We start from the raw sequence: 21,130 nt of genomic DNA, 5'->3' as shown, positions 1-21,130 counted from the left end.
ATTTTTTTAGAAGATCTATTTATTGAGAAATCTCTCATCGTTTTAAGGCTTGCGTTTTCGTCCCTGTTTTTTTAAGAGAATTGGATTTCCTACTTTAGATTTTGGTTTTTTCTCTCTACTTGGCTTCTCTTTCTCATCGTCTCCGAATGAGGGGATCACAAGTTCTCCTTTTAGGCCGAGTTGGTTTGAAAGCTTGCGTAGAGAAGCAAATTTTTCTGACAGGGCTTCTAGTTGATTTTCAGCATCAGTCCTGCTATTCCCTCTGAGATGAGCAAGGAATTCAGCTTCAGAGTCAAATTTTTCAGAAAAAGTAATAGAAGTCGCTGAAGGAATGTTTGGAAGATAGAGAAATGCACTTAGGGCTTGGGGGACTTGAGTGAAAATATCATTAGTAATCTGAGTTTCAATTTCAATTTTTGCGACCTGTTTAGGTGGACGTCCTCTTTTTGGACGCGGATTAAGCGCTTCACTAGAATAGTAGGTTTCAGCCTTTTTTATGAGAAATTGACGTCCTTGCTGAGCCTCTTTCGGAACTTTATGATCAAACAAATGCATTTTTAATTGCTCAATAGTATGAACAGGAAGATCAAGATCTTCTTCGAAAACAAAAGTAAAATTATTATTGCGTAGCCATTCAATGATACGAACTCGTGAGCGTTCTTGATAGAATTGTTGCCATTTCTCTAGTTCAGTATCATGGTCATAAATAAATTCTAAAAACTGTTCACGTGCATCTTTCCCACTAATGATATCAAATAATTTTTCCTTCGTATCGATATCATAAATTTTCTCATTAACAAAACCTTCCATAATTTTTTTTGTTTCATAGAAAGTTAGTTTGGGAATGAGGCAATAACGCTCAGAATGGATTTCAAGTTCTTCTTCAAATTTTTTGAGCTTATCATCATCTTTATCTAGATCGGCAAAAAGAATAAATCCTTCTATACGATCAAGATAGAAGTCACGTTCATCATTAGATTTTGCAAAAGCATCCATGAGACGCAGTCCACGAAGAATTAAAGGATATTGAGCTTGGGGAAGTTTATTCATCTTAAAAGAAGTATAGGGGATTTTTGTTTTAACGTGAACCTTGGTTTTAAACTAAAGGTACCAGAACCAAATTTTATCGCAGAGCCTTCTAGAATAATCTGACGCCAATCATTTGTGAAAGAGACTTTTAAAATTTCTCCTGATTGTACTTTGATTTTTAGAGGAGAGGTAAGAGAAAAGAGTTTTGCAGCAGCAAGAGCTGCAGCGACTGCACCTGTCCCACAGGCTAAAGTTTCTCCATCTATGCCTCTTTCGTATGTACGGATACGCAGAGTTTTTGGTTCTACTAGGTTGACATTGACTCCTTCACAAAAAATAGGTTGAGAACAAATCAAGGAGACAATTTCTTGGATATTCACTCTATCAATGGAATCCATAAATATCACAACATGAGGAACACCAGTATTAAGACAATGAATTGTGTGAGAAGCAATTTTTAAATCCCAGATCATATTTTGAGGAAAAGGAAATTGAACAGAGACCAGGTTTCCCCTCAACCATCCTTTATAGATTCCCCCTTTTGTGTTAATTGTATAACTTTTTTGATAGATATTTTTTTCACTTAGGAATTTGATGAAACATCTTAATCCATTTCCGCACATTTCAGCTTCGCTTCCATCTCGATTAAAGATTCTCATTCGAAATCTTTCTTCACCAAAAATGGCTCCATCGACATTGCAAGCTTGGCAGAGCAAAATAGCCTCATGGGAAGAGACTGGATGATCAAGTAGGACAAAGGTATTTCCTGCTCCTGAATAAAGAGTATATTTCATTTTACCTCTGTAAAAGAGGAGACAATTTTACTAATGAGACCAAATTCTAAGGCTTCACTAGCAGAGAGCCATTTATCACGATTTAAAGCTTCTTCAATCTCTTTTTTTGTTTTTCCTGTATGCTCTACATAGAGGTTTATTAAATGATTTTTCATTTTCATAATCGTTTCAGCATGAATGCTTAAATCAGTTGCTTGTCCTGTAATTGGACCAGAGATTGAAGGTTGATGAATCATGATACGTGCATTTGGAGTCGCATAACGTTTTCCGGGTCTCCCACATAAACTTAAGATAGATCCCATGGACGCAGCTAATCCAGTGACTAGTGTAATGATTGGAGAAGTGAGCATTTTCACTTGATCCCAAATAGCAAAACCCGCATCAATCGATCCACCTGGACTATTAATTATAAAAGTAATTGGTTGCCCGGGATTTGTTAATTCTAGATACCAGAGCTTACGAATAGCATCCCTTGCACTATTATTATCCACCTGTTCCGAAAAGAAAATACGACGTGATTGTAAAATGACATGATCAATTTTATCATTGAGTGAATTGAATTCTTCTTTTTCTTCTTTAACCATTGATATCTCCTAAACTAGAATCTCTTATGAGCTATCTAAAAATTGTTTTTATCTTGCTGATTTTTTTGTACTACCCATCAAGTATGTGATGCAAAAGATAATGCAGATGGTAATAAAAATCTCTCAAAAATCATTTATTTTCAATTAATAGAAAAGCTAGTTAATAATTATTTCTGGGTATAGTGGATATTGCTTAAGTAATGATTGTCCTGATTCGCATACTTCCTTCATCACTTTTGAGGGAAGTACTCCTTTAGATTTACTTGGTAATCCTGTATTTTTTACAATCTTTGGTTTAGTCTGATGCAAAACTTTGGAGATCATGAAAGCAATTTGTTTCATTTCTTTTTCACGCATGCCTAATGTCGTTAGTGCTGGTGTTCCAAGGCGAATACCAGAAGTATACCAAGCTCCATTTAGATCAAAGGGAATCATATTTCGATTCACTATGAGACCCGCTTGCCTTAGAGAGTCTTCTGCAATTCTTCCAGTGATTCCAGATTAGATAGGTCAATCAAAACAATATGGTTGTCTGTTCCATCAGTGACAACAGTCCATCTTCCATTAAATCATGTAGGAAACGTGCATTTTTAATGACATTGAGCGTAATTTTAAAAATCAATTGAATGAGCTTCTTGAAAAGCAATCGCTTTCGCTGCAATTACATGAGGAAGAGGACCTCCAAGCACATGTGGACATCCTTTATTTACACTATCCGCTTCAGGATTTTTCACATAATCAATCCACCACGGGTCCTCGAAGGGGTTTTATGAGTAGTAGAGGTTAAGATATGTGCATATTTTACTGGATTGGCCTCATCTTGAAATGCCTTACCTGCAACCAACCCAGCAAAATGAGACATGTCTGCCGCTGAAAGTCGCCCCTACCTCATCGGCAATTTTCACGCGACTTTGCAAAATTAATATGGCAGGGATAGGCTGAATATCCAGCAGTGAATCAAAGGTTTGACCTCTTTTTTGCCTGCCGTTTTCAATCCGATCATAATTGAGGGTACCCTGTTAAGAGGACCAACTTCATAGAGATAGGCGCGCATCATTTTGCTGAGATATTTTGCCGAAATCCCATGTGTTAGATGACCCCAGAATAGAAAGTCTAGAAAAGATTGATTACAGAGCAGAGTACGTAATTTTTCGAATTCATCAGCTGAGAGAGCTTCTAAATTTTTTGTTTCCATTTTTTGTAAAAATGGATGTTGAATACGCTCAGTAAGAATTGCCCAAAAAGCGACGAGGTTTGCATCAGCTCCTGAATGGGGTTGGACATAAGCATGGTCTGCTTCAAATAGTTGTTTAGCTAGTTCAATCGACTCCATTTCAATAGTGTCTATATTTTCACAACCCGCATAGAAACGATGATAGGGATATCCTTCACAGTATTTATCAGTCAGAAGATTACCCATAGCAAGTTGAACTGAAAGAGAAGAATAATTTTCTGAAGCAATTAACTTAAGATGACTCCTTTGATCTTGTAATTCTTTGAGAATCGCCTCAGTTATCGTAGGTGAGACTGTCTGGAGATGATCGAGAGCAGCTAGATAAGCAATCACATCAGATTGTCTATCTTTTGTTTGTTTTAAATACCTTTCGAGAAGATTTTTCATTGTTTTAAAATTATTCATCCCAAAGAGCAAAAAGTCAATGCGTTTTAGGGAATTTAGGATTAATACGAATAGAAGCCCCTGGATAGATAGGATGATTCTCACCAAGCTCATAGATTTCATCATTGATCAGCACTTTGAATAAACCTGAGGAGAAAATTGTATTTGTCTCAAAAACCCATTCATGAGGACTGATATGTTTGATTTTGATTCCTTTTTCCCAACTCAAATCAGGAATACCTTCCCCCCTCAAATAGAGTTCTTTAGAGACATCTTGTCCAAATTGAATGAATACTCGGGTTATAGTTTGCTTTCTTTCCATTATATCCTGATTGTAGATATAAATATTAAATTTAAATTTATCAAATGTATCGTGTTTTTTTTATTGATATTTTTGTGAATAATCACTAAAATCCTGCCTTAACTTCTTAATTTCAGGAATTCATAATGGACGAGTCATTTCAGACTATTCTTAATATTCAAGAACTTGACATTAATATGATTCGCCTCATGCGTGTCAAAAAAGAAAGACAAAAAGAGTTGAATAAAATTCATGAACTAAAGAGTGATATTCAGAAACAAGTCAATAATAAAGAAGTAGAGATTACCAATCTTAAGAAAGACATCCGTATGGGAGAAACCCAAATTAAAGAAATACAAAGTAGGGTCACTAAATTAGAATCTCAACAAGCTGCAGTGAAAAAAATGGATGAATTTAATGCTCTTACTCAGGAGATGACATCTGCTGGGCGGGAGAAAAGTGCAATTGAATATCGATTAAGTGACTTAATGGACAAACTAGCTGTTGAGGAGGATCTTTTGATTGCTCTGATGGAAAATCTTCAAACAACTCAAGATAATAGTAAGATGATCGAGAAAGAAATTCATGAGGGTATTGATAAAATTAACCAAGAAGGACGTGCGATTTTAGAGAAGAGTAGAGCTATGAAAAAAACTATTCCTTCTGAACTTTTTGAGATCTATGAACGTCTTTTAAAAAATAAATGGGATCGAGTGATTGTCCCAATCGAGAATCGTACATGTAGTGGCTGTCATATTCTATTGACTCCTCAACACGAAAATCTTGTCAGAAAAGGAGAGAGAATTGTTTTTTGCGAGCATTGTTCGAGAATTCTTTATTGGCAGGAAGGTGAAACAGAAACAGAAGAGCTCACATCATCACGTCGTCGTCGACGTAGAACAGTGGCGAATACATAAGAATAGTTTTTTTTTATTATGTTTACTTGGGAGAGGAAGGCAATCGCTGCTCTTATTCATTAAGTAAGAGGAGAGGAAAGTCCGGACTTTTTAGGAGAGGATACCAGTGAAAGACTGGGGGCTGTGAAGCTACGGAAAGTGCAACAGAAAACATACCGCCAATGTATTTGGGAAGGCTGAAAATCTCGATTTGTAGAGTCGAGCATGCTTGAGGTAACTCAAGATGATGTAAACCCTATCCAAAGCAAGACATAAAAGGATGCGTTCTCCGCGCAAAAGTCCTTTTTATCAGTCGCTTGAGGGCTTTGGTGACAAAGTTCCTAGAAGAATGATTGCTATTCTTTATCTCATAAAGAAGACAGAATCCGGCTTACATACTCTCCCAAGTTTTTTAGTTTTTAGAAAAGAAAAAAGTATTGCATCACTTTTAGATTTTAGACTCTTGCTTAATGCTTAGCAAAAATGTATCTCGAATTGCAGGATTAGACTCAAAACAGCCTTGCAGGATATGGGTTTCGACTTCGCTCATATGATCTTCAATCCCTCTAGCTAGGACACATAGGTGTTTCATTTGAATGACAACAGCTACATCCTCTGTTTGTAATTCTTCTTGGAGTTTTTGACTAATTTGTAAAGTAAGCCTTTCTTGTAACTGTGGTTGTTTTGCATAAAAACGAACGATTCGATGGAGACTGGAAAGACCAAGCACTCCCATTTTAGGAAGATATGAAATATGTCCTATCCCAATCATCGGCACTAGGTGATGTTCACAAAAGCTAATTAAGGAAATATTTTTTATTAAAACCATTTTACTGTTGCTCTGTCCTTGATGAAAGGACATTTTAGGGTAGTTGGCTGGATCTAATCCGCTAAACACTTCGTCCACATACATTTTTGCAACACGGTTGGGTGTCTGATCTATCGAAGGATCGTTGGTATCCAATCCCAGAATGTCGATGATTTTTCTAATATGGAACGCAATTAGATTTTTTTTTTCTTTGGAATTCACAATTATCTCGCTAGATATTGATCTAAGTTGCCATCGAAGTAACAAATCTCATTTGCTTCAAATGCAATAATTTTAGTCGCAAAATGGCTAATGAGTTCTCTATCATGACTCACTACAATCGCTGTTCCTTTATATTCTGCCAGTCCCCAACTAAGAGCAGAGACGGCTTCTAAATCAAGATGGCTATTAGGTTCATCTAAAATAATAAAATTGTGTTCTTCGAGCATCATCCCTGCGAGGATTAGGCGAGCCCTCTCTCCACCAGAAAGAGTCGCAACTTTTTTAAAAGCCTCATCCCCACTAAATAACATTTTACCGAGTGCTCCACGAATATCTTGATTGTACAGTCCATGTTTTTTTTCACTGAGCCATTCGAAGGCAGTATGGTGGCTGTCGTGAGAAACTAGATCTGAGTGGTTTTGAGGAAAATAGCTTTTGAGTACTTGATGGCCAAATTCAATCTTTCCTTGATCAGGTTTTAAGATCTCTGCAATCATTTTAATTAATGTGGTCTTTCCCCTTCCATTGTTTCCAATGACTCCAATTTTGTCACCTTGATGGATTTCAAGAGAGAAATTTTTGATTACCTGTAGATCATCATAACTTTTAGCAATTTTTTCAATTTTACAAATGATTTTTCCAGGAAGCTTTTCTGAAGGAATAAAACGGATATAAGGACGCTGGATATTCGATTTTTTTAGCTCTTGAGGTTGTAATCGTTCAATTTCACGTAATCGTGATTGTACTTGCGAAGCACGAGTTCCTGCTGAGAAACGGGCTACAAATTCCCTTAATTTTGCAACTTTTTTTTCTTTTGAGCGATTTTCAAATTCACTTTTCTCCCTTATTGAAGTTTTAGTAAGTAACATTTGATCGTAGTTACCTGGATAGACAATGAGCGTTTCGTAATCAATATCTGCAATATGTGTCGTGACTGCATTAAGAAAATGTCGATCGTGGCTAATTACAATTAGAGTTCCTGTATAGTGATGAAAAAAATTTTCCAACCAACCAATAGAATCAAGGTCAAGATGATTGGTGGGTTCATCGAGTAGCAAAGCTTGTGGATTTCCAAAAAGAGCTTGACATAGAAGAGCACGAAACTGCATATCACTCGGAATCGCATGCATCATTAACCGATGCAGTTCAGGAGGAACTCCAATCCCTGTTAGGAGCTCTTCACCATTTGGTTCAGCCATATAGCCCTCTTCATCCGCAATAATCTCCTCTAATTCACCCAATCGCATTCCAATGGCATCTGTGATTTCTTCTTCGTAAAGTTGATCGCGCTCTTTCATAGCTTGCCACAGACGAAGATTACCCATAATCACAACATCAAGAACCATCGTATTTCGAAAATCTTCAATATTTTGTTTTAATATGCCTACTTTTTCAGGAAGATTAACCACACCATCTGTAGGCTCAATTTCACCCATAATAATTTGAAGAAGTGTAGATTTGCCCGCACCATTTGGTCCTGTTAACCCATAACGATTGCCTGGTTGAAAAGTGACAGAGACATGATTAAAAAGGACCCGATGTCCAAAACTCTTTGAAATATTATCGAGATGAATGCTCATAGCAAAAAGAGTACCAAATCAAAGGATAGGAAACAAGTAAGCCTTAAGCACGAGGATGAGTCTTATCGTAGACTTCTTTTTTAAGTTTAGGCGAAACATGAGTATAAATTGTTGTAGTTGCAAGAGATGCATGACCAAGGAGGAGTTGAATCGTTTTTAAATCCATGCCATTTTCTAGCCAATGTGTTGCAATAGTGTGGCGAATAGTATGGGGAGTAATTTTTTTTTCTAATCCACTAGTTTTTAAATATTTATCAAAATTCCTCTCTACAGAGCGGCTACTGAGACGCGTTCCAAAACGATTAAGAAAAATCGCTTCAGAGTCAATTTGAGCAAGATGACCATCTATATTTTTATGACGTTCTGGATGTTCAAGGTATGACACTATCCAATCAGCTGCATTTTTTGTGATAGGCATAATCCTTTCTTTCTTCCCTTTTCCTTTGATTCGAAGAAGAAGTGATACAGGATCAAATTGATGATGGTTAAGTGATACCAGTTCACTGACACGCAAACCTGAGCTGTAAAAGAGTTCCATAATAGAGCGGTCACGAAATCCTAAATAAGAGTTTATATCGGGTTGTTCAAAAAGGTGTTGAATTTGACTATAAGAGAGAGAAAAAGGGAGGCGTTTTTGCATTTTAGGGCTTTCAAGATGCTCAGCCGGACTGATCGTAAGATACTTTTGTTGGACACAAAATTTAAAAAAAGTCCGTAAAGAAGAAAGGCGACGTACAAGAGTTGCTCTCCCTATTTTCTTCTCATTTAAACTGGCTAAAAAGTAGCGCAAGGTATTTCGATCAATTTTTTCTATAGATAAAAGAGGCTCATTTTGGGCATTTCTTTCATATTCATTACGATTAAAATCAATCTTTTGAGAACGTTTTTCAGGAAGAAGATCTCTTTCAAGAAAATTTTTTAAAGAATTCAAGTCAATTGCATAATTGCGAACGGTGTGTTCGGAAGCATTTTTCATAGTTCGTAAATAATGTAAAAAACGGTAGGCTATTTCAATCATCGATTCCCCGAGTTCTTTGTTCGATAGATTGTAATGTAGGTTGATAAAAGCAGGTCATTTTGTCAATCCATGATCATTGCGAGAGAGCGAAAAGACATCCATATCTTCAGCTGCCGTGACATTAGAAAAGATCTCCTTTGCCTCCTTTTCAAACCATTGGCTATTGAGATAGCGAGCGGAAAAATGGGTTAAGATGAGTTGTTTGACTTTGGCCTCTTTGGCGATCATCGCTGCCTGTTTTGCTGTGAGATGATAGTATTTTTCAGCAAGGTGACGATGTATTTCAAGATAGGTGCTCTCACAAAGAAGAAGAAGAGCTTCTCGTGAAATGTCGATTGCACCGGAACAAGGACGGGTATCACTAACCACAGCAATACTCTCTCCTTTACGAATATAGCTTACATCATCAATGCTTACTCTATTTCCGTGAATGTTGAGAATCTGTTTTTTTTCCAATTCTTTAACGAGAGGGCCTTCGATAGAAAATAATTTCAGTTTTTCTCGTATAAATTTCCTTTGATTTGCTTCAGTAATTCGCCAACCAATATTTTCTATACCATGATCCAGAAAAACAGCTTCAATACGAAAGACTCCGTCATCTTCAACCAAACCTTCTTCAGAAACAGGATGCTCAATTACACGAATGATTTCATGATAAATAGTTCCATATCGCAAGCGATCAAAGTATTTTTTCCCAGAAGCAGGATAATAGCAATGGATAGGGTGTGATACTTTATCAAGATTCAAACGCATTAACATCGAACCAAGTCCTAAACAGTGGTCTCCGTGAAAATGGCTGACAAAGATTCGAGTGACACATGTAGGGGTGATGTTAGCAAAAATAAACTGGCGTTGGGTTCCTTCTCCGGGATCAAAAAGCAACCCTTCTCCATTCCAACGAAAAAGAGAAGCAACATGGTTTCTCTTTCGAGTGGGTTGTTGGCTTGATGAACCTAGAATGATAAGATCTCTTACACTCATACAGTTAAGAATACTTGATTCGTTTTATAGAATACAAAAATTGTTTAGTTCTTTTCATGCACTTTGGGATTTAATGGAGGTTTTACTTCGCTTGCCTTTCGCTTGTCTTCAAGATATGCTTGATAATCTTCTGGAGTGATATCACTCTTTTGAAGAATTTTATTGATGCGATAATTGAGAATTTTAAACCCTAGATAAGGAATCAACATAAAAGGAAAAGGAATCAACCCTGAAATAGGATGCATATACCCTCCTTGACTGACTGCTAAGAATAATAATGACAGTAGAAAGAGTAAGGGAATGACAGCCATTGTAATGGCTTTTCCTAATTCATATTTCTTTGTTCTATCGAGAGCGCTATTAACAGCATTTGTACTCTCCATTGTAGGTCTAGTTGAAGGGGAAAGCGGAGATGTCAAAGAGCTCATTTAAAATAGTTTATTATCTGCATTTTTAAGAATGATTCTTATGTTTTTAATAAAATTTATACCCTGACCAGCCTATTTAAATCTAGTTTAAGATTAAACAGTTGTGTTCAATCTTTTCTTGATTCTTTTTCAGATGAGTAGCTTACTTAGGTCGTTTATTTCTACTATGTGAAAAAAGGGAGAGACGTCCAAGCAAGTAACCAGTGAGAGCTCCTGTGAGATGAGCTGTATTTGCGATGCCGATTGAAAATTCAAATTTTCCAAGAATTTCTACAAAAAAGAAGGTGATTTGAAGAAAAAACATGGCCAAGACAAAAATGGCTAGAAAAATCAGAGTAAATCGATGAAGAAGATATCCTTCCCATGGTGCTACTGTTTGTCTTGCCCAAATAAATGCAGCCATCCCACAGATGACTCCTGAAAGTCCCATAAAGAAAGGACCACTCATTAAGTATTGACTGGTATTAGATAGACCTCCTGTCAAGGCAATAAAGAGAAGATATCGCCATCCACCCAAACGTTGTTCAATTTGGTTACCCAGTAAAATAAACCAAAGAGCATTGAAGAAAATATGGAGAAGATCAAAATGAAGAAAAATGGGCGAAATAATCCGCCAAATTTCTCCTTGAGAAATTTTTACAAACATTGCAACTGCAGAAGATAATTTCTCTTTTGGATGAAGAATATGCGTCACAATGCGCTCATAAATTCCCATCCATGCTGTTGAATGACGTAGTTTTTGAATTATTTGACGTGCTTCAATCGAGGGGACTTGCTTGTTTGCGATCTCCTCAGGAGAATAGAGAGAAAGTAGCCGATCTCTTTCTAAAAAATAAGGAGGATAATCGTAGACGAGTTGTTGCTCAATTGGAGCAAGGATAGGAGCTTGGATAATACCTGGAATTTTTGGAGAGATTGGGGTGCCTTTTTCAATTTGAGTCCAAACAAAGAGGAGAATAATAGTTAGCAAAATCAAAATAGATACACGCCCATAGGGGGCGGGTGAGAGTAAGTGTCGCCTAGGAGAAGAGACATTAAGCTTTGTTTCACTATGTCTTTTCTTTTTTTGATCTGTAACGATCATTTTGTAACGAGGATCATCAGGCTGAGTGTGATAAGCTTGATAAAGAGCCTGGGCTTTTTCGATTTGATCTTCTTCGTAGACCCAAATACAGTAGGTAGTATCAGAAATTTTTTGGCATTCATTATCGATACCTTGACTGATCAAATAGTGTGAAAATACAAAAGGATCTTCATGGGTCTCATTAGATTTAATCGTACAAATTAGACGCATGTATCTGCTTGTAACTCTCTGATTTTTTGAATGATTTGAGAAGTTGCTAACCCGGGAATACGAGGCACAAGATGGAGAATTCCTCCATACTGCTTGACAACACCTGCTTCAATACATTCTTCACCATATTCTTCACCGTTGATATGAATATTCGGGCGTATGATTTCAAGAATAGCTCGAGAATCAGCTTCATGAAACCAAGTCACATAATCTACAAAGGTGAGTGCCGTCAACATTTCTATCCTATAGTTAAGAGAAATAATGGGACGGTCAGGATCTTTGTATTTGCCGACAGACTCATCACTATTTACAGCTACGATGAAAATATCTGCTTTTTTTGAGCCCTCAAACAGAATATGCAAGTGGCCTGCATGAAGTAGATCGAAAGATCCATTAATAGAAGCAATCGTTTGATTACAGTTGCGTATCGTTGAAATATGCCGATCAAGATTTTCAGGATGGATCACTTTTTTTTGGCTATATTCTTTCCAAGCGATCATTTCTCAACCTCAGGAAATGCCATATGATAGATGTCATCATAGTGGTCAACAAATTCGACTCGAAGTCCTTTTTTTAGATAATCAGGAAGTTCATCATAGTCACGTGTGTTATCCTTGGGAAAAATTAAAATATTTAATCCAGAACGACGGGCTGCAATCAACTTTTCTCGAATCCCTCCCACACCTAAAATACGACCTGTTAAAGTAATTTCTCCAGTCATTCCAAGATTATCCAATACTGGTGTGTCGATGAGAAGAGAGAGAAGAGCTGTTACCATGGTTGCCCCAGCTGAAGGACCATCTTTGGGAGTTGCTCCTTCAGGAATATGGATGTGAACCTGAGATTTTTCAAAAAAAGTATATCCGGGAGCATATTTATGAATCGCACTATGAAGATAACTCCACGCAATCTGGGAGGATTCACGCATCACCTCACCTGCTTGTCCTGTTAGATTCATGTCAGTCTCATCTGAAGCAGTTTTAATTGCTTCAATATAAAGAGTGGCTCCTCCGTGAGATGTCCATGCAAGTCCAGTTGCTACCCCTACAGGAGTACGCTCATAAAAACGGTCGCTTAAGAAAATGGGTTTACCTAAATATTCAGCCAGATTACTTTTTTTTATGACTCGTTTGAATGGTTTTTTGCGTTTCCCTTTTTCTATCTCTCGGATAATTTCAAGAGCGACTTTGCGTAAAATTTTTTTAATATAATTTTCTAGACTGCGTACTCCTGCTTCGCGTGCATAACCATTAATAATCGTACGCAGTGTGTCGGGTGTGAAGATGATATCTTTTGCATTTAATCCCATTTGCTTACGATTTCTAGGAATAAGGTATTTTTGAGCAATTTGTATTTTCTCTTCCATGATATAACCAGAAAGACGCAAGACTTCCATTCGATCCAGGAGTGGTTCAGAAATCGTATCCAGAACATTTGCAGTCACAATAAAAAGGACATTGGATAAATCTACATGAACATCAAGGTAATGATCTAAAAAATCGCGATTTTGTTCAGGATCCAACACTTCAAGAAGAGCAGCTGATGGATCACCATGATAACTGACCCCCATTTTATCTACTTCGTCAATCATGATCACAGGATTCATAGTTTGGCATTTTTTAAGCGCTTGAACTAGTTTTCCTGGCATAGCTCCTACATAGGTACGACGATGTCCTTTAATTTCTGCTTCATCGCGCATGCCTCCTACTGAAAAACGAAAAAATTTTCGATTTAATGCACGCGCAATACTTTTTCCAATACTGGTTTTCCCACATCCAGGTGGTCCTACGAGACAAATAATGCTTCCTTTTAAACTACCCGTGAGTTTTCCTACCCCAATTAATTCTAAAATTCGTTGTTTAATTTCGTCGAGTCCGTAATGGTCTCTATGCAAGACTCCTTCAGCTTTTTTTAGATCATCTCGTTCTTTGCTGTTAATGCCCCATGGCATAATTGTCAACCAATCTAAATAATTACGGCAAACAGTATATTCAGCTGAAGCAGAATCAAGTGTTTGCAGTTTATCAAGTTCTTCTTGAATAGTTTCCATCGCTGGAACTGAAACATCTCTTTTTTTCAGTCGTGCTTCAAATTTCTCACTATCAATAGATTTTTCTTCACGCTCTATGCCTAATTCACGTTTGATTGTTTTTAGCTGTTCACGAAGGAAATAATCTTTTTGACTTTTGGTAATTGTGGCTTCAATTTTTTGGTTAATACTACTTTGCAATCGGCTTAAATCGAGTTCTTTTTTTAATAAAGCAAGTGCTTTGTCAATACGGGTAGACATATCGAAAGATTCAAGAATTTGTTGCAGTTCTTCGCGAGTAGCTGTTGTTAGTGCAACAGCAAAATCAGCGAGTTTTCCTGGTTCAGTAAAATCTGAATGGGCAAGAAAAATCTGTAGTTCTTCTTTAAAAAGAGGATTGAGTTTTAAAAGTTCTTTAATGACTGAGACGATATTAATCGAATAGGCTTTGAGCTCATCGGTGATCTCTTTCGAATCGGGATGGTAGAGGATTTTTGCTCTTAAGTGTTTCCCTTTCACTAATTTTGTAATTTCAAGACGCTCTTCCATATTCAGGACCACTTGGGCTCCGCCTCCTCCTTCCATAGGAATGATACGCAGAATGCGAGCTAAGACACCAATGCGATAAAGCCCAGAAAAACCGACCTTATAGATATCTGCATTTTCTTTTTTCGTAAGAACGAGAGCAATATATTTCTGATCAGATTTTGCGATGTTTTTAAGAACTTCATAATAAGGATTGGGTTCAATAAGGATAGGAGCCGCCATTCCAGGAAAAAATGGACGCCTATTGATCGGCAAAATATATAATTCCTCAGGAAAATGTCTTTTAGGTCTCTGTTGTTCTTCTAAGGAATCTTCAATCGCTTCTTCTAATTCAGCTTCAATAGGTAATTGTTGCTTTTTTTCCAATTGTCCAACCTCGCTAAAAATCAACCCAAAAAGTCTATCAAATGGCCTCCTATGAAAGCAAGGGAGGTTTTTTTCTTTAATCTAATTTTTAGATTACCATACTATATTATTTTGTTAATAAGATTAAAAGATTAGAAAAATCCCTAATAGTTTATGAAGAAACTCATTATAGACACTAGCCACGAAAGATCTTTTGTTGCTTTTGCTGAAGGGGTTAATATTCTTTTGAATTTAGCTCTGCCTTTTGGTTTTCAGAGCTCTTCTTTTCTCTTTCCCGCAATCCAATCTGGATTTCAAAAACTTAACTTAACACCGAGTGATTTAGAAGAAGTGGCGGTTGTAGTTGGGCCAGGTTCATTTACAGGTATACGAGTTGGTGTGGCAGCAGCGAAAGGGATTGCTTTCCCTAAACAATTACCTCTTACTGGATTATGTTCTCTATATGGCTTTACGAATCAGAAGGACGAGGTAGCGTTTATTGATGCAAAAATTGGAGGTGCATTTATCCTGATTCCAGGAGAGGCACCACGCCTTGTGTCTCAAAATGATTTTCCTCATGTCTTAAAGGGAAATAGAGTGATTGTGGGTCCAAACCTTCAACGTTTCTCCTTTCCAAATCAAATTGAAAGAAATCCCGATCCTATTTCTCTTATCACTCATCCAGTTTTTGTAAAAAAAAAAGATTTGCAAATGCTATATTTGCGAGAGACTGTTTAGTTGAATTTCTATTCTAAAGAGATTTTAAAAAATGCAGAGGCTTGCAAGGTAATTAGTCTCTTGATAAAATTCTCCTCATTGCGAAGAAAACTTTATTTGTATAGGGATAAGAAGTATGCCATTTGTAAAAGTTCGTATAGGAGAAACCATAGACAAGGCTCTTAGAGCGTTGAAAAAAAAGATTGATAAAGAAGGCGTCATGAAAGCAGCTAAGGCGCATCGTTTTTATGACAAACCCTCAGTGAAAAAACGTGCAAAATCCAAAGCAGCTGCTAAATACCGTAACCGATGAACCAAAAAGTTATGGATTATTATGAGATTTTAGGGATCTCCAAAGGATCTTCTCAGGATGAGATTAAGAAAGCTTACCGCAAGATGGCCTTGAAATATCACCCGGATAAGAACCCGGGAAACTCTGACGCAGAAGCTCGATTTAAAGAAGTCTCTGAAGCTTATGAAGTATTAAGCGATCCTAAAAAGCGAGAAATGTATGATCGTTATGGGAAAGAAGGAGTCTTTGCTGGTGCGAGTGGTCAAGGAAATATGCATGGTTTTGGATCCATGGAAGATGCTTTGCGTACCTTTATGGGGGCTTTTGGTGGAGGAGGCGAATCTATTTTTGAAACGCTCTTTGGTGGAGGATTTACTGGAGGAGAACCACAAGGTAGTCAAGGTAGACAGGGAGCGAGTAAGAAAGTGGCTCTTCATATTTCTTTTGAAGAGGCTGCTAAAGGTGTTGAAAAAGAATTAGCGATTACTCGTCTGATGGGATGCAACCCATGTAAAGGCACAGGTACTACTTCATCTAATGGTATGAAAACTTGTTCACAATGCAATGGTCAGGGACAAGTTTTTCAGACGCGTGGATTTTTTAGTATGTCATCTACTTGTACGAATTGCCATGGACAAGGTAAAATTATTACTGATCCTTGTAAAAATTGCCATGGAGAAGGAAGAGTTAGAGAGAAACAACACGTTAAGGTACGTATTCCTGCTGGTGTCGATTCAGGGATGCGTTTAAAAATGGCTGGTTATGGTGATGAAGGAGAAGGGAAAGGTCCTCCTGGTCATCTTTATGTATTTATTGATCTTGATCCTCATCCTATATTTGAACGTGAAGGGGATAATCTTCTTTTAGATTTACCAATCGGTTTTGTAGAAGCAGCTCTTGGCACAAAAAAAGAAGTTCCTACTTTACAGGAGGCTTGTAGATTAACCATTCCTGAGGGGACACAGAGTGGGAAAGTATTTCGATTGCGTGGTAAGGGTTTCCCAAATGTTCATGGTCGAGGACAAGGAGATTTTTTGATACGTGCCATTGTTGAAACTCCTACTCATCTAACTGCTGCGCAAAAGAAAATTCTCCGTGAATTCAGCGAAAAAGAAGAAATGCATAATGTTCCACAAAGAAAGAGTTTTATGGAGAAAGTTAAATCATTCTTTTCGGATAAATAGGTGGATGCATTCAAAACAGTTAAAAAGAGATTGAATGTTTTAAAGCTTATCTATATTTCTCGTTTTGCTGATAAAAAAATGGCCATTCTTGCGAAGCAAAACAAGGGTGGAACTTTTCAACTTTCTTCAGCAGGCCATGAACTCGTTGGCGTGATTTGTGGACAAATGCTTGAATCAGGACGCGATTGGTCTCTTCCCTATTACCGAGATCAAGGCTTTGTCATTGGATTAGGATGTGATCTTACAGAACTCTTTGGTGCATTTTTAGGACGTGAGACTAAAAACCATTCTGGAGGGCGTATGATGCCCAACCATTATTCTCATAAAGCATTAAGAATTATTTGTCAGTCCAGTGTAGTTGGCTCTCAGTTTTTACATGGAGTGGGTCGTGGTTGGGCGAATAAACGTCTAAAAAATCAAGATATCGTCTATGTTTCAGCAGGGGATGGTGCCACTTCGGAGGGAGATTTTCATGAAGCCCTCAATTTTGCCTCTATCCATTTGCTTTCAGTAATTTTTGTCATTCAAGATAATGGGTGGGCAATTTCTGTGCCATCTAAAGAACAGACTGCAGGTGGGACAATTGCCTCGATGGCCCGTGGTTATAAAGGACTTGAAGTCTATGAGATTGACGGGACAGATTATGAAGAAACGACTGAGGCAATGGCAGGAGCTATCAGAAGAGGGAGAGCTGGTCAAGGACCTACTCTTCTTGTTGCTCATGTGCCTCGTCTTGCTCCTCATAGCAATAGTGATGACCCACAGAAATATCAAACCAAAGAGATGATCGAGAACGAGAATCAACGTGATCCAATGCATCGACTTGAAGATTGGTTAATGCAACAAAACAAGGCTTATGCATCTGATATCAGCCAGTTGCAAAAAGAAGCACTAGAAGAAGTTGAGCAAGCGGCTCTTAGAGCTCATTCCATAGCTTTTCCTAAAAAAGGCAGTAGTCGGTCTCATATTTTTGTTCCTTTTGCTCCTCCTCCTTGTAGAGGAGAAGGAGAAGGAGAAAAAATTGTGATGATGGATGGATTAAATCATGCCTTAAGTGAAGAAATGGCTTATGACCAAAATGTGGTTGTTTTTGGTCAAGATGTTGCTCATGGGAAAGGTGGAGTGTTTGGTGTGACTCGAGGTTTGACTGATCAGTACGGGGATTCTCGTTGTTTTAATACTCCTCTTGCTGAATCGACGATTATTGGGATGGCGATTGGGATGGGGGTCGATGGTTTGCACAAACCCGTTGCTGAGATACAGTTTGCAGATTACCTCTGGACAGGAATTAATCAACTTTTTAATGAAGCTTCTAGTTTGTATTACCGTTCAAATGGAGAGTGGCAGGTCCCTATTGTGGTGCGTATGCCTTACGGCGGATATATTCAAGGAGGTCCTTATCATTCTCAAAGTATTGAGGGATTTTTAACTCATTGTCCAGGTCTTAAAGTGGTCATTCCAAGTAACGCAGCTGATGCAAAAGGCTTACTTAAAACAGCAATTCGAGATCCGAATCCAGTGATTTTTCTCGAGCATAAAGGACTCTATCGTCAACAAAAATTTTGTGCACGTCTAGAGCCTCCAAAAGATTATCTTCTTCCATTTGGTCAAGCCAATATTGTTCAAATTGGATTAGATATCACGGTAGTTTGTTGGGGGATGATGGTAGTAATGGCTTGGGAGATTGGAGAAAAACTGGCTAAAGAGGGGATTTCTATTGAAGTCATTGACCTACGTACCCTAGTTCCCCTTGATCATCAGACCATCCTTGCCTCTGTCAAAAAAACAGGCAAACTTTTAATTGCTCATGAGGCTCCTCGTAATTGTGGTTTTGGAGCTGAAATCTCTGCTCAGGTGGCTGAGCAGGCTCTTGAGTATTTAGATGGTCCTATTCATCGTGTATGTGGATTTGATAGTGTTGTGCCTTATAGTAAATCTCTTGAAAATGAAGTTCTTCCTCAATCTATTGACCTTGAAAATGCCATTCGTAAGCTAGCTCGGTATTGATGTACCAATATAAAAATCCTAAAGAACTTTTTCATGGTAAAAGAGTCGATTTTCTTTCCATTGAAGTAGAAGATCCGCAAGGTAAAACTATCTGTCAAGAAATTATCTCTCATCCTGGAGCAGTAGTGATTTTACCTTTGCTTGATAAAGAGAGGATTATTCTCATTCAAAATAGGCGTGAGGCTGTTCAAGAAGTTTTATGGGAGCTTCCTGCTGGAACGCTTGAAAAGCAAGAAGATCCTCTAATGTGTGCAGCTCGTGAACTTGAAGAAGAAACAGGATATCGAGCTGGAGAGATCACACACCTGTTTAATTGCTACTCAACTCCTGGTTTTTGTAATGAAAAACTTTATATTTACCGAGCAACAGATCTAACTCAACGCATCCAGAAACTTGATGCGATGGAAGAGATCAAGGTCGTAGTGATTAAGTTAATGAAGGCCTTGGAAATGATCAAAGCTGGAACTATTCGGGATAGTAAGACGATTGCAACGCTTCTCTATTTCGTCTCTTTTATCAAAGAACCATATCCCCATTAATCCATCTATCAACATATTAGTATGTTATAATTTTTTTAGTTTAAAAAAAATTGAAATTTATTAAAATGTTAACTTATGACTTTAAAGTTTTTTAATTTTTTTTAATTTAATTCCATTTTTTAAATATATATTTTTTGAAACAATTTAAGTAGTCCATGACATCACAAACATCAAATCAGAAATTAGAGTTATCTCAACAAGAAATACCACTTATAAATAGTATCAAGAGGAATCGAATTTCGAAATCGAATCGGAATCTACTAATTACAGCATTAGCATTAGGGGTCATTGTCTTTACGATCGGTTTAGTCATGTTTGGAATGCATCGAGGTTGGTTTGGATTGAAGAACATGGGAAGCTTTAAGGAAGAATATACGATAGCTTTTATGGGTATAGGGGGAGGATTAGTGATCTTGGCTGCTCTTAAAGCACTTCAGTTAAAATATGCGAAAGAAGTAAAAGAACAGAACATAGAATCCCTCTCAGTTGTACGCAATTCGACCCAAGACCTTCCACCAGCAAGTTTGAAACCAGATCTATCTCCAAAACAAGTTTGTGATCCAATAGCATTATCTCAATCTCATACACCACAAATTAATGCCTATCTTAACAACAACGAGCTGAGTCATAATGAGGATCAAGATAATCAGGATCTTCTTCCACCGGAAGAAGAGGATTGTTCTCCCTCTCAACAGCAAAAAAAAGAGATTGCGAATAAAGATAACGAGGAATTGTTGAATCGTTTACTTTTTGTAGAGGCACCATTAATGCTAGAAAGCGAATGTTTACCAAATCCCCAGCTAAATCCAACTGAAGAGACAATAAAAATAAACAAAGAATTACAGAACTCAATCTATCGACAACAACAAGAGCTAGGTACTGTTGAGGATGATTATTTTTTTAATCAAATGTTTAATCAAGGCAAATTTAAGTCACTTGATAAGAAAAATTTTATAAACCTTCCACAGAAGAGTTATATTACTGGAAGTAAAAATAATGACTATCTAATAGTGATTAAAACATCAGATCAAGTTTTTGGGAAGTTGTGTGCTACACCTGAAGAGCGAAATGGTTTTATTAATAAAATTAAAGATCAGGTTAAAAATTTTTCATGGAAAAATATTTTAAATAAAGATTTATCCAAACAAAAAAATGTATCTAACGACAAACGCAAGCATTTACTTAAAGTTATGTTAAAAGAGGCATTTAATGAATTAAGATCTCATGAGTCATCTAAGCAGATCGATCAAAAACAACAAGAAGAAACAGGCGGAGAATCAACAATAATTAACATCTCATCTATCTCACTTTCAAGAAGTTATCTAGACTTGAATGATAGTAATCTAGACCCGGAGGATCATAGAACGGTTGAGCAAAAAATAGAGGAAGCAGAAGAGAAGGGAAAATTGCTAGAAGACAAATACTTGTCTAGTTCATTTTTATCTAATCATTTATTGTTAGACGGTAACAGTGAAGGATTAGGAGAAGAATTAGAAGTCAATTACTTAAAAGACTCTCGAATAGAAAATTATAGGTCTCTTGTAGAACAAGAAGTTCAATCTTCTCCTGATGTCCGAGAAGAGGAGAATAAAGAGTTAGAAGAGGTAAATGATTTTTTTAAAATGATCAAAGAAGTAGATAGTGAAGAAGATGAGGATGAACCCTAAGAAACAATATGTGATTGCTTTAGCAATTATGATAGGATGAGCTACCTTAGATTTATTCGAAGACTCTAGCTATATTTTTGCGAAATTTAAATGTATTGATTTCATTCGAAATCAGAAACTCTACAAATAGAGATTTCATTGTATTTAAGTATCTCTAAAAATGCTTTAGACCAATTTTTGTGATTTAAGGATTGGATCATAAGATACTCAGATTTAGAAAAAGAGAGGAAAATTGTACCTCATTGAATCAG

At 37.1% G+C, this 21,130-nt stretch carries 18 protein-coding genes, 1 other RNA gene and 2 pseudogenes; 8 read left to right on the top strand and 13 right to left on the bottom strand.

The window, feature by feature from the left end; translation table 11 throughout:
- Positions 1-174: 174 nt before the first annotated feature.
- The 5 genes and pseudogenes from R3E91_02255 to R3E91_02235 form a co-directional block, all read right to left on the bottom strand.
- A pseudogene (locus tag R3E91_02255) lies at positions 175-1,050 on the bottom strand (UPF0158 family protein).
- Positions 1,047-1,823, bottom strand: coding sequence for a diaminopimelate epimerase (gene dapF, locus R3E91_02250; GenBank protein ID MEZ5315020.1), 777 nt, complete (start codon positions 1,821-1,823; stop codon positions 1,047-1,049). Before dapF ends, R3E91_02255 begins: the two are co-directional and overlap by 4 nt.
- Complete coding sequence (locus R3E91_02245) at positions 1,820-2,407, bottom strand: ATP-dependent Clp protease proteolytic subunit (GenBank protein MEZ5315019.1); 588 nt, start codon at positions 2,405-2,407, stop codon at positions 1,820-1,822. The genes dapF and R3E91_02245 overlap by 4 nt, the downstream gene beginning before the upstream one ends.
- A 156-nt stretch (positions 2,408-2,563) precedes the next feature.
- Positions 2,564-4,028, bottom strand: a pseudogene (locus R3E91_02240) (glycine hydroxymethyltransferase).
- 34 nt (positions 4,029-4,062) lie between these two features.
- Positions 4,063-4,347 carry a hypothetical protein gene (locus R3E91_02235; GenBank protein ID MEZ5315018.1) on the bottom strand — a complete coding sequence of 95 codons (285 nt, stop codon included), beginning with the start codon at positions 4,345-4,347 and terminating at the stop codon, positions 4,063-4,065.
- A gap of 125 nt (positions 4,348-4,472) precedes the next feature.
- Between R3E91_02235 and R3E91_02230 the strand changes: the two genes are divergently transcribed.
- Positions 4,473-5,243, top strand: a complete 771-nt coding sequence (locus tag R3E91_02230; protein MEZ5315017.1) for a zinc ribbon domain-containing protein — start codon at positions 4,473-4,475, stop codon at positions 5,241-5,243.
- 27 nt (positions 5,244-5,270) lie between these two features.
- Positions 5,271-5,632, top strand: an RNA gene (gene rnpB, locus R3E91_02225) — RNase P RNA component class A.
- A 38-nt stretch (positions 5,633-5,670) separates the two neighbouring features.
- On the opposite strand, the gene folE is transcribed toward rnpB, so the two are convergent.
- From folE to lon, 8 genes are all read right to left on the bottom strand, one after another.
- Positions 5,671-6,252, bottom strand: coding sequence for a GTP cyclohydrolase I FolE (folE, locus tag R3E91_02220; protein MEZ5315016.1), 582 nt, complete (start codon positions 6,250-6,252; stop codon positions 5,671-5,673).
- Positions 6,253-6,254: 2 nt separating this feature from the next.
- A complete protein-coding gene (locus R3E91_02215) occupies positions 6,255-7,832 on the bottom strand; it encodes an ABC-F family ATP-binding cassette domain-containing protein (protein ID MEZ5315015.1) in 1,578 nt (525 codons plus the stop codon).
- Between the two features lie 43 nt (positions 7,833-7,875).
- Positions 7,876-8,850 carry a tyrosine recombinase XerC gene (locus R3E91_02210; protein MEZ5315014.1) on the bottom strand — a complete coding sequence of 325 codons (975 nt, stop codon included), beginning with the start codon at positions 8,848-8,850 and terminating at the stop codon, positions 7,876-7,878.
- Between the two features lie 54 nt (positions 8,851-8,904).
- On the bottom strand, positions 8,905-9,831 hold the full coding sequence (locus tag R3E91_02205) for a ribonuclease Z (GenBank protein MEZ5315013.1): 927 nt from the start codon (positions 9,829-9,831) through the stop codon (positions 8,905-8,907).
- Between the two features lie 44 nt (positions 9,832-9,875).
- Positions 9,876-10,250, bottom strand: coding sequence for a hypothetical protein (locus tag R3E91_02200; protein MEZ5315012.1), 375 nt, complete (start codon positions 10,248-10,250; stop codon positions 9,876-9,878).
- 151 nt (positions 10,251-10,401) lie between these two features.
- Positions 10,402-11,553 (bottom strand): rhomboid family intramembrane serine protease, encoded by a 1,152-nt coding sequence (locus R3E91_02195; protein ID MEZ5315011.1) that lies wholly within the window; start codon positions 11,551-11,553, stop codon positions 10,402-10,404.
- Entirely contained in the window at positions 11,544-12,053 is a 510-nt protein-coding gene (locus R3E91_02190; protein ID MEZ5315010.1) for an adenylyltransferase/cytidyltransferase family protein, read from the bottom strand. The genes R3E91_02195 and R3E91_02190 overlap by 10 nt, the downstream gene beginning before the upstream one ends.
- Entirely contained in the window at positions 12,050-14,494 is a 2,445-nt protein-coding gene (gene lon / locus R3E91_02185) for an endopeptidase La (protein ID MEZ5315009.1), read from the bottom strand. Before lon ends, R3E91_02190 begins: the two co-directional genes overlap by 4 nt.
- A gap of 153 nt (positions 14,495-14,647) precedes the next feature.
- On the opposite strand from lon, the gene tsaB reads away from it, so the two are divergent.
- From tsaB to R3E91_02155, 6 genes are all read left to right on the top strand, one after another.
- Positions 14,648-15,211 carry a tRNA (adenosine(37)-N6)-threonylcarbamoyltransferase complex dimerization subunit type 1 TsaB gene (tsaB, locus tag R3E91_02180; protein ID MEZ5315008.1) on the top strand — a complete coding sequence of 188 codons (564 nt, stop codon included), beginning with the start codon at positions 14,648-14,650 and terminating at the stop codon, positions 15,209-15,211.
- A 115-nt stretch (positions 15,212-15,326) separates the two neighbouring features.
- Positions 15,327-15,503, top strand: coding sequence for a 30S ribosomal protein S21 (gene rpsU / locus R3E91_02175; protein ID MEZ5315007.1), 177 nt, complete (start codon positions 15,327-15,329; stop codon positions 15,501-15,503).
- A gap of 11 nt (positions 15,504-15,514) precedes the next feature.
- A complete protein-coding gene (dnaJ, locus tag R3E91_02170; GenBank protein MEZ5315006.1) occupies positions 15,515-16,666 on the top strand; it encodes a molecular chaperone DnaJ in 1,152 nt (383 codons plus the stop codon).
- Complete coding sequence (locus R3E91_02165) at positions 16,667-18,673, top strand: thiamine pyrophosphate-dependent enzyme (GenBank protein ID MEZ5315005.1); 2,007 nt, start codon at positions 16,667-16,669, stop codon at positions 18,671-18,673. It abuts the gene before it with no gap.
- Positions 18,673-19,212 carry an NUDIX hydrolase gene (locus tag R3E91_02160; protein ID MEZ5315004.1) on the top strand — a complete coding sequence of 180 codons (540 nt, stop codon included), beginning with the start codon at positions 18,673-18,675 and terminating at the stop codon, positions 19,210-19,212. The genes R3E91_02165 and R3E91_02160 overlap by 1 nt, the downstream gene beginning before the upstream one ends.
- A 155-nt stretch (positions 19,213-19,367) precedes the next feature.
- Positions 19,368-20,879, top strand: coding sequence for a hypothetical protein (locus tag R3E91_02155; GenBank protein MEZ5315003.1), 1,512 nt, complete (start codon positions 19,368-19,370; stop codon positions 20,877-20,879).
- The last annotated feature ends 251 nt before the right edge of the window (positions 20,880-21,130 follow it).

Source organism: Chlamydiales bacterium (genome assembly GCA_041395025.1).
Classification (GTDB): Bacteria; Chlamydiota; Chlamydiia; order Chlamydiales; family JAAKFR01; genus JAJACP01.
Note: the sequence above shows the minus strand (reverse complement) of the source record. Positions and strands in the feature narration are given on the sequence as shown.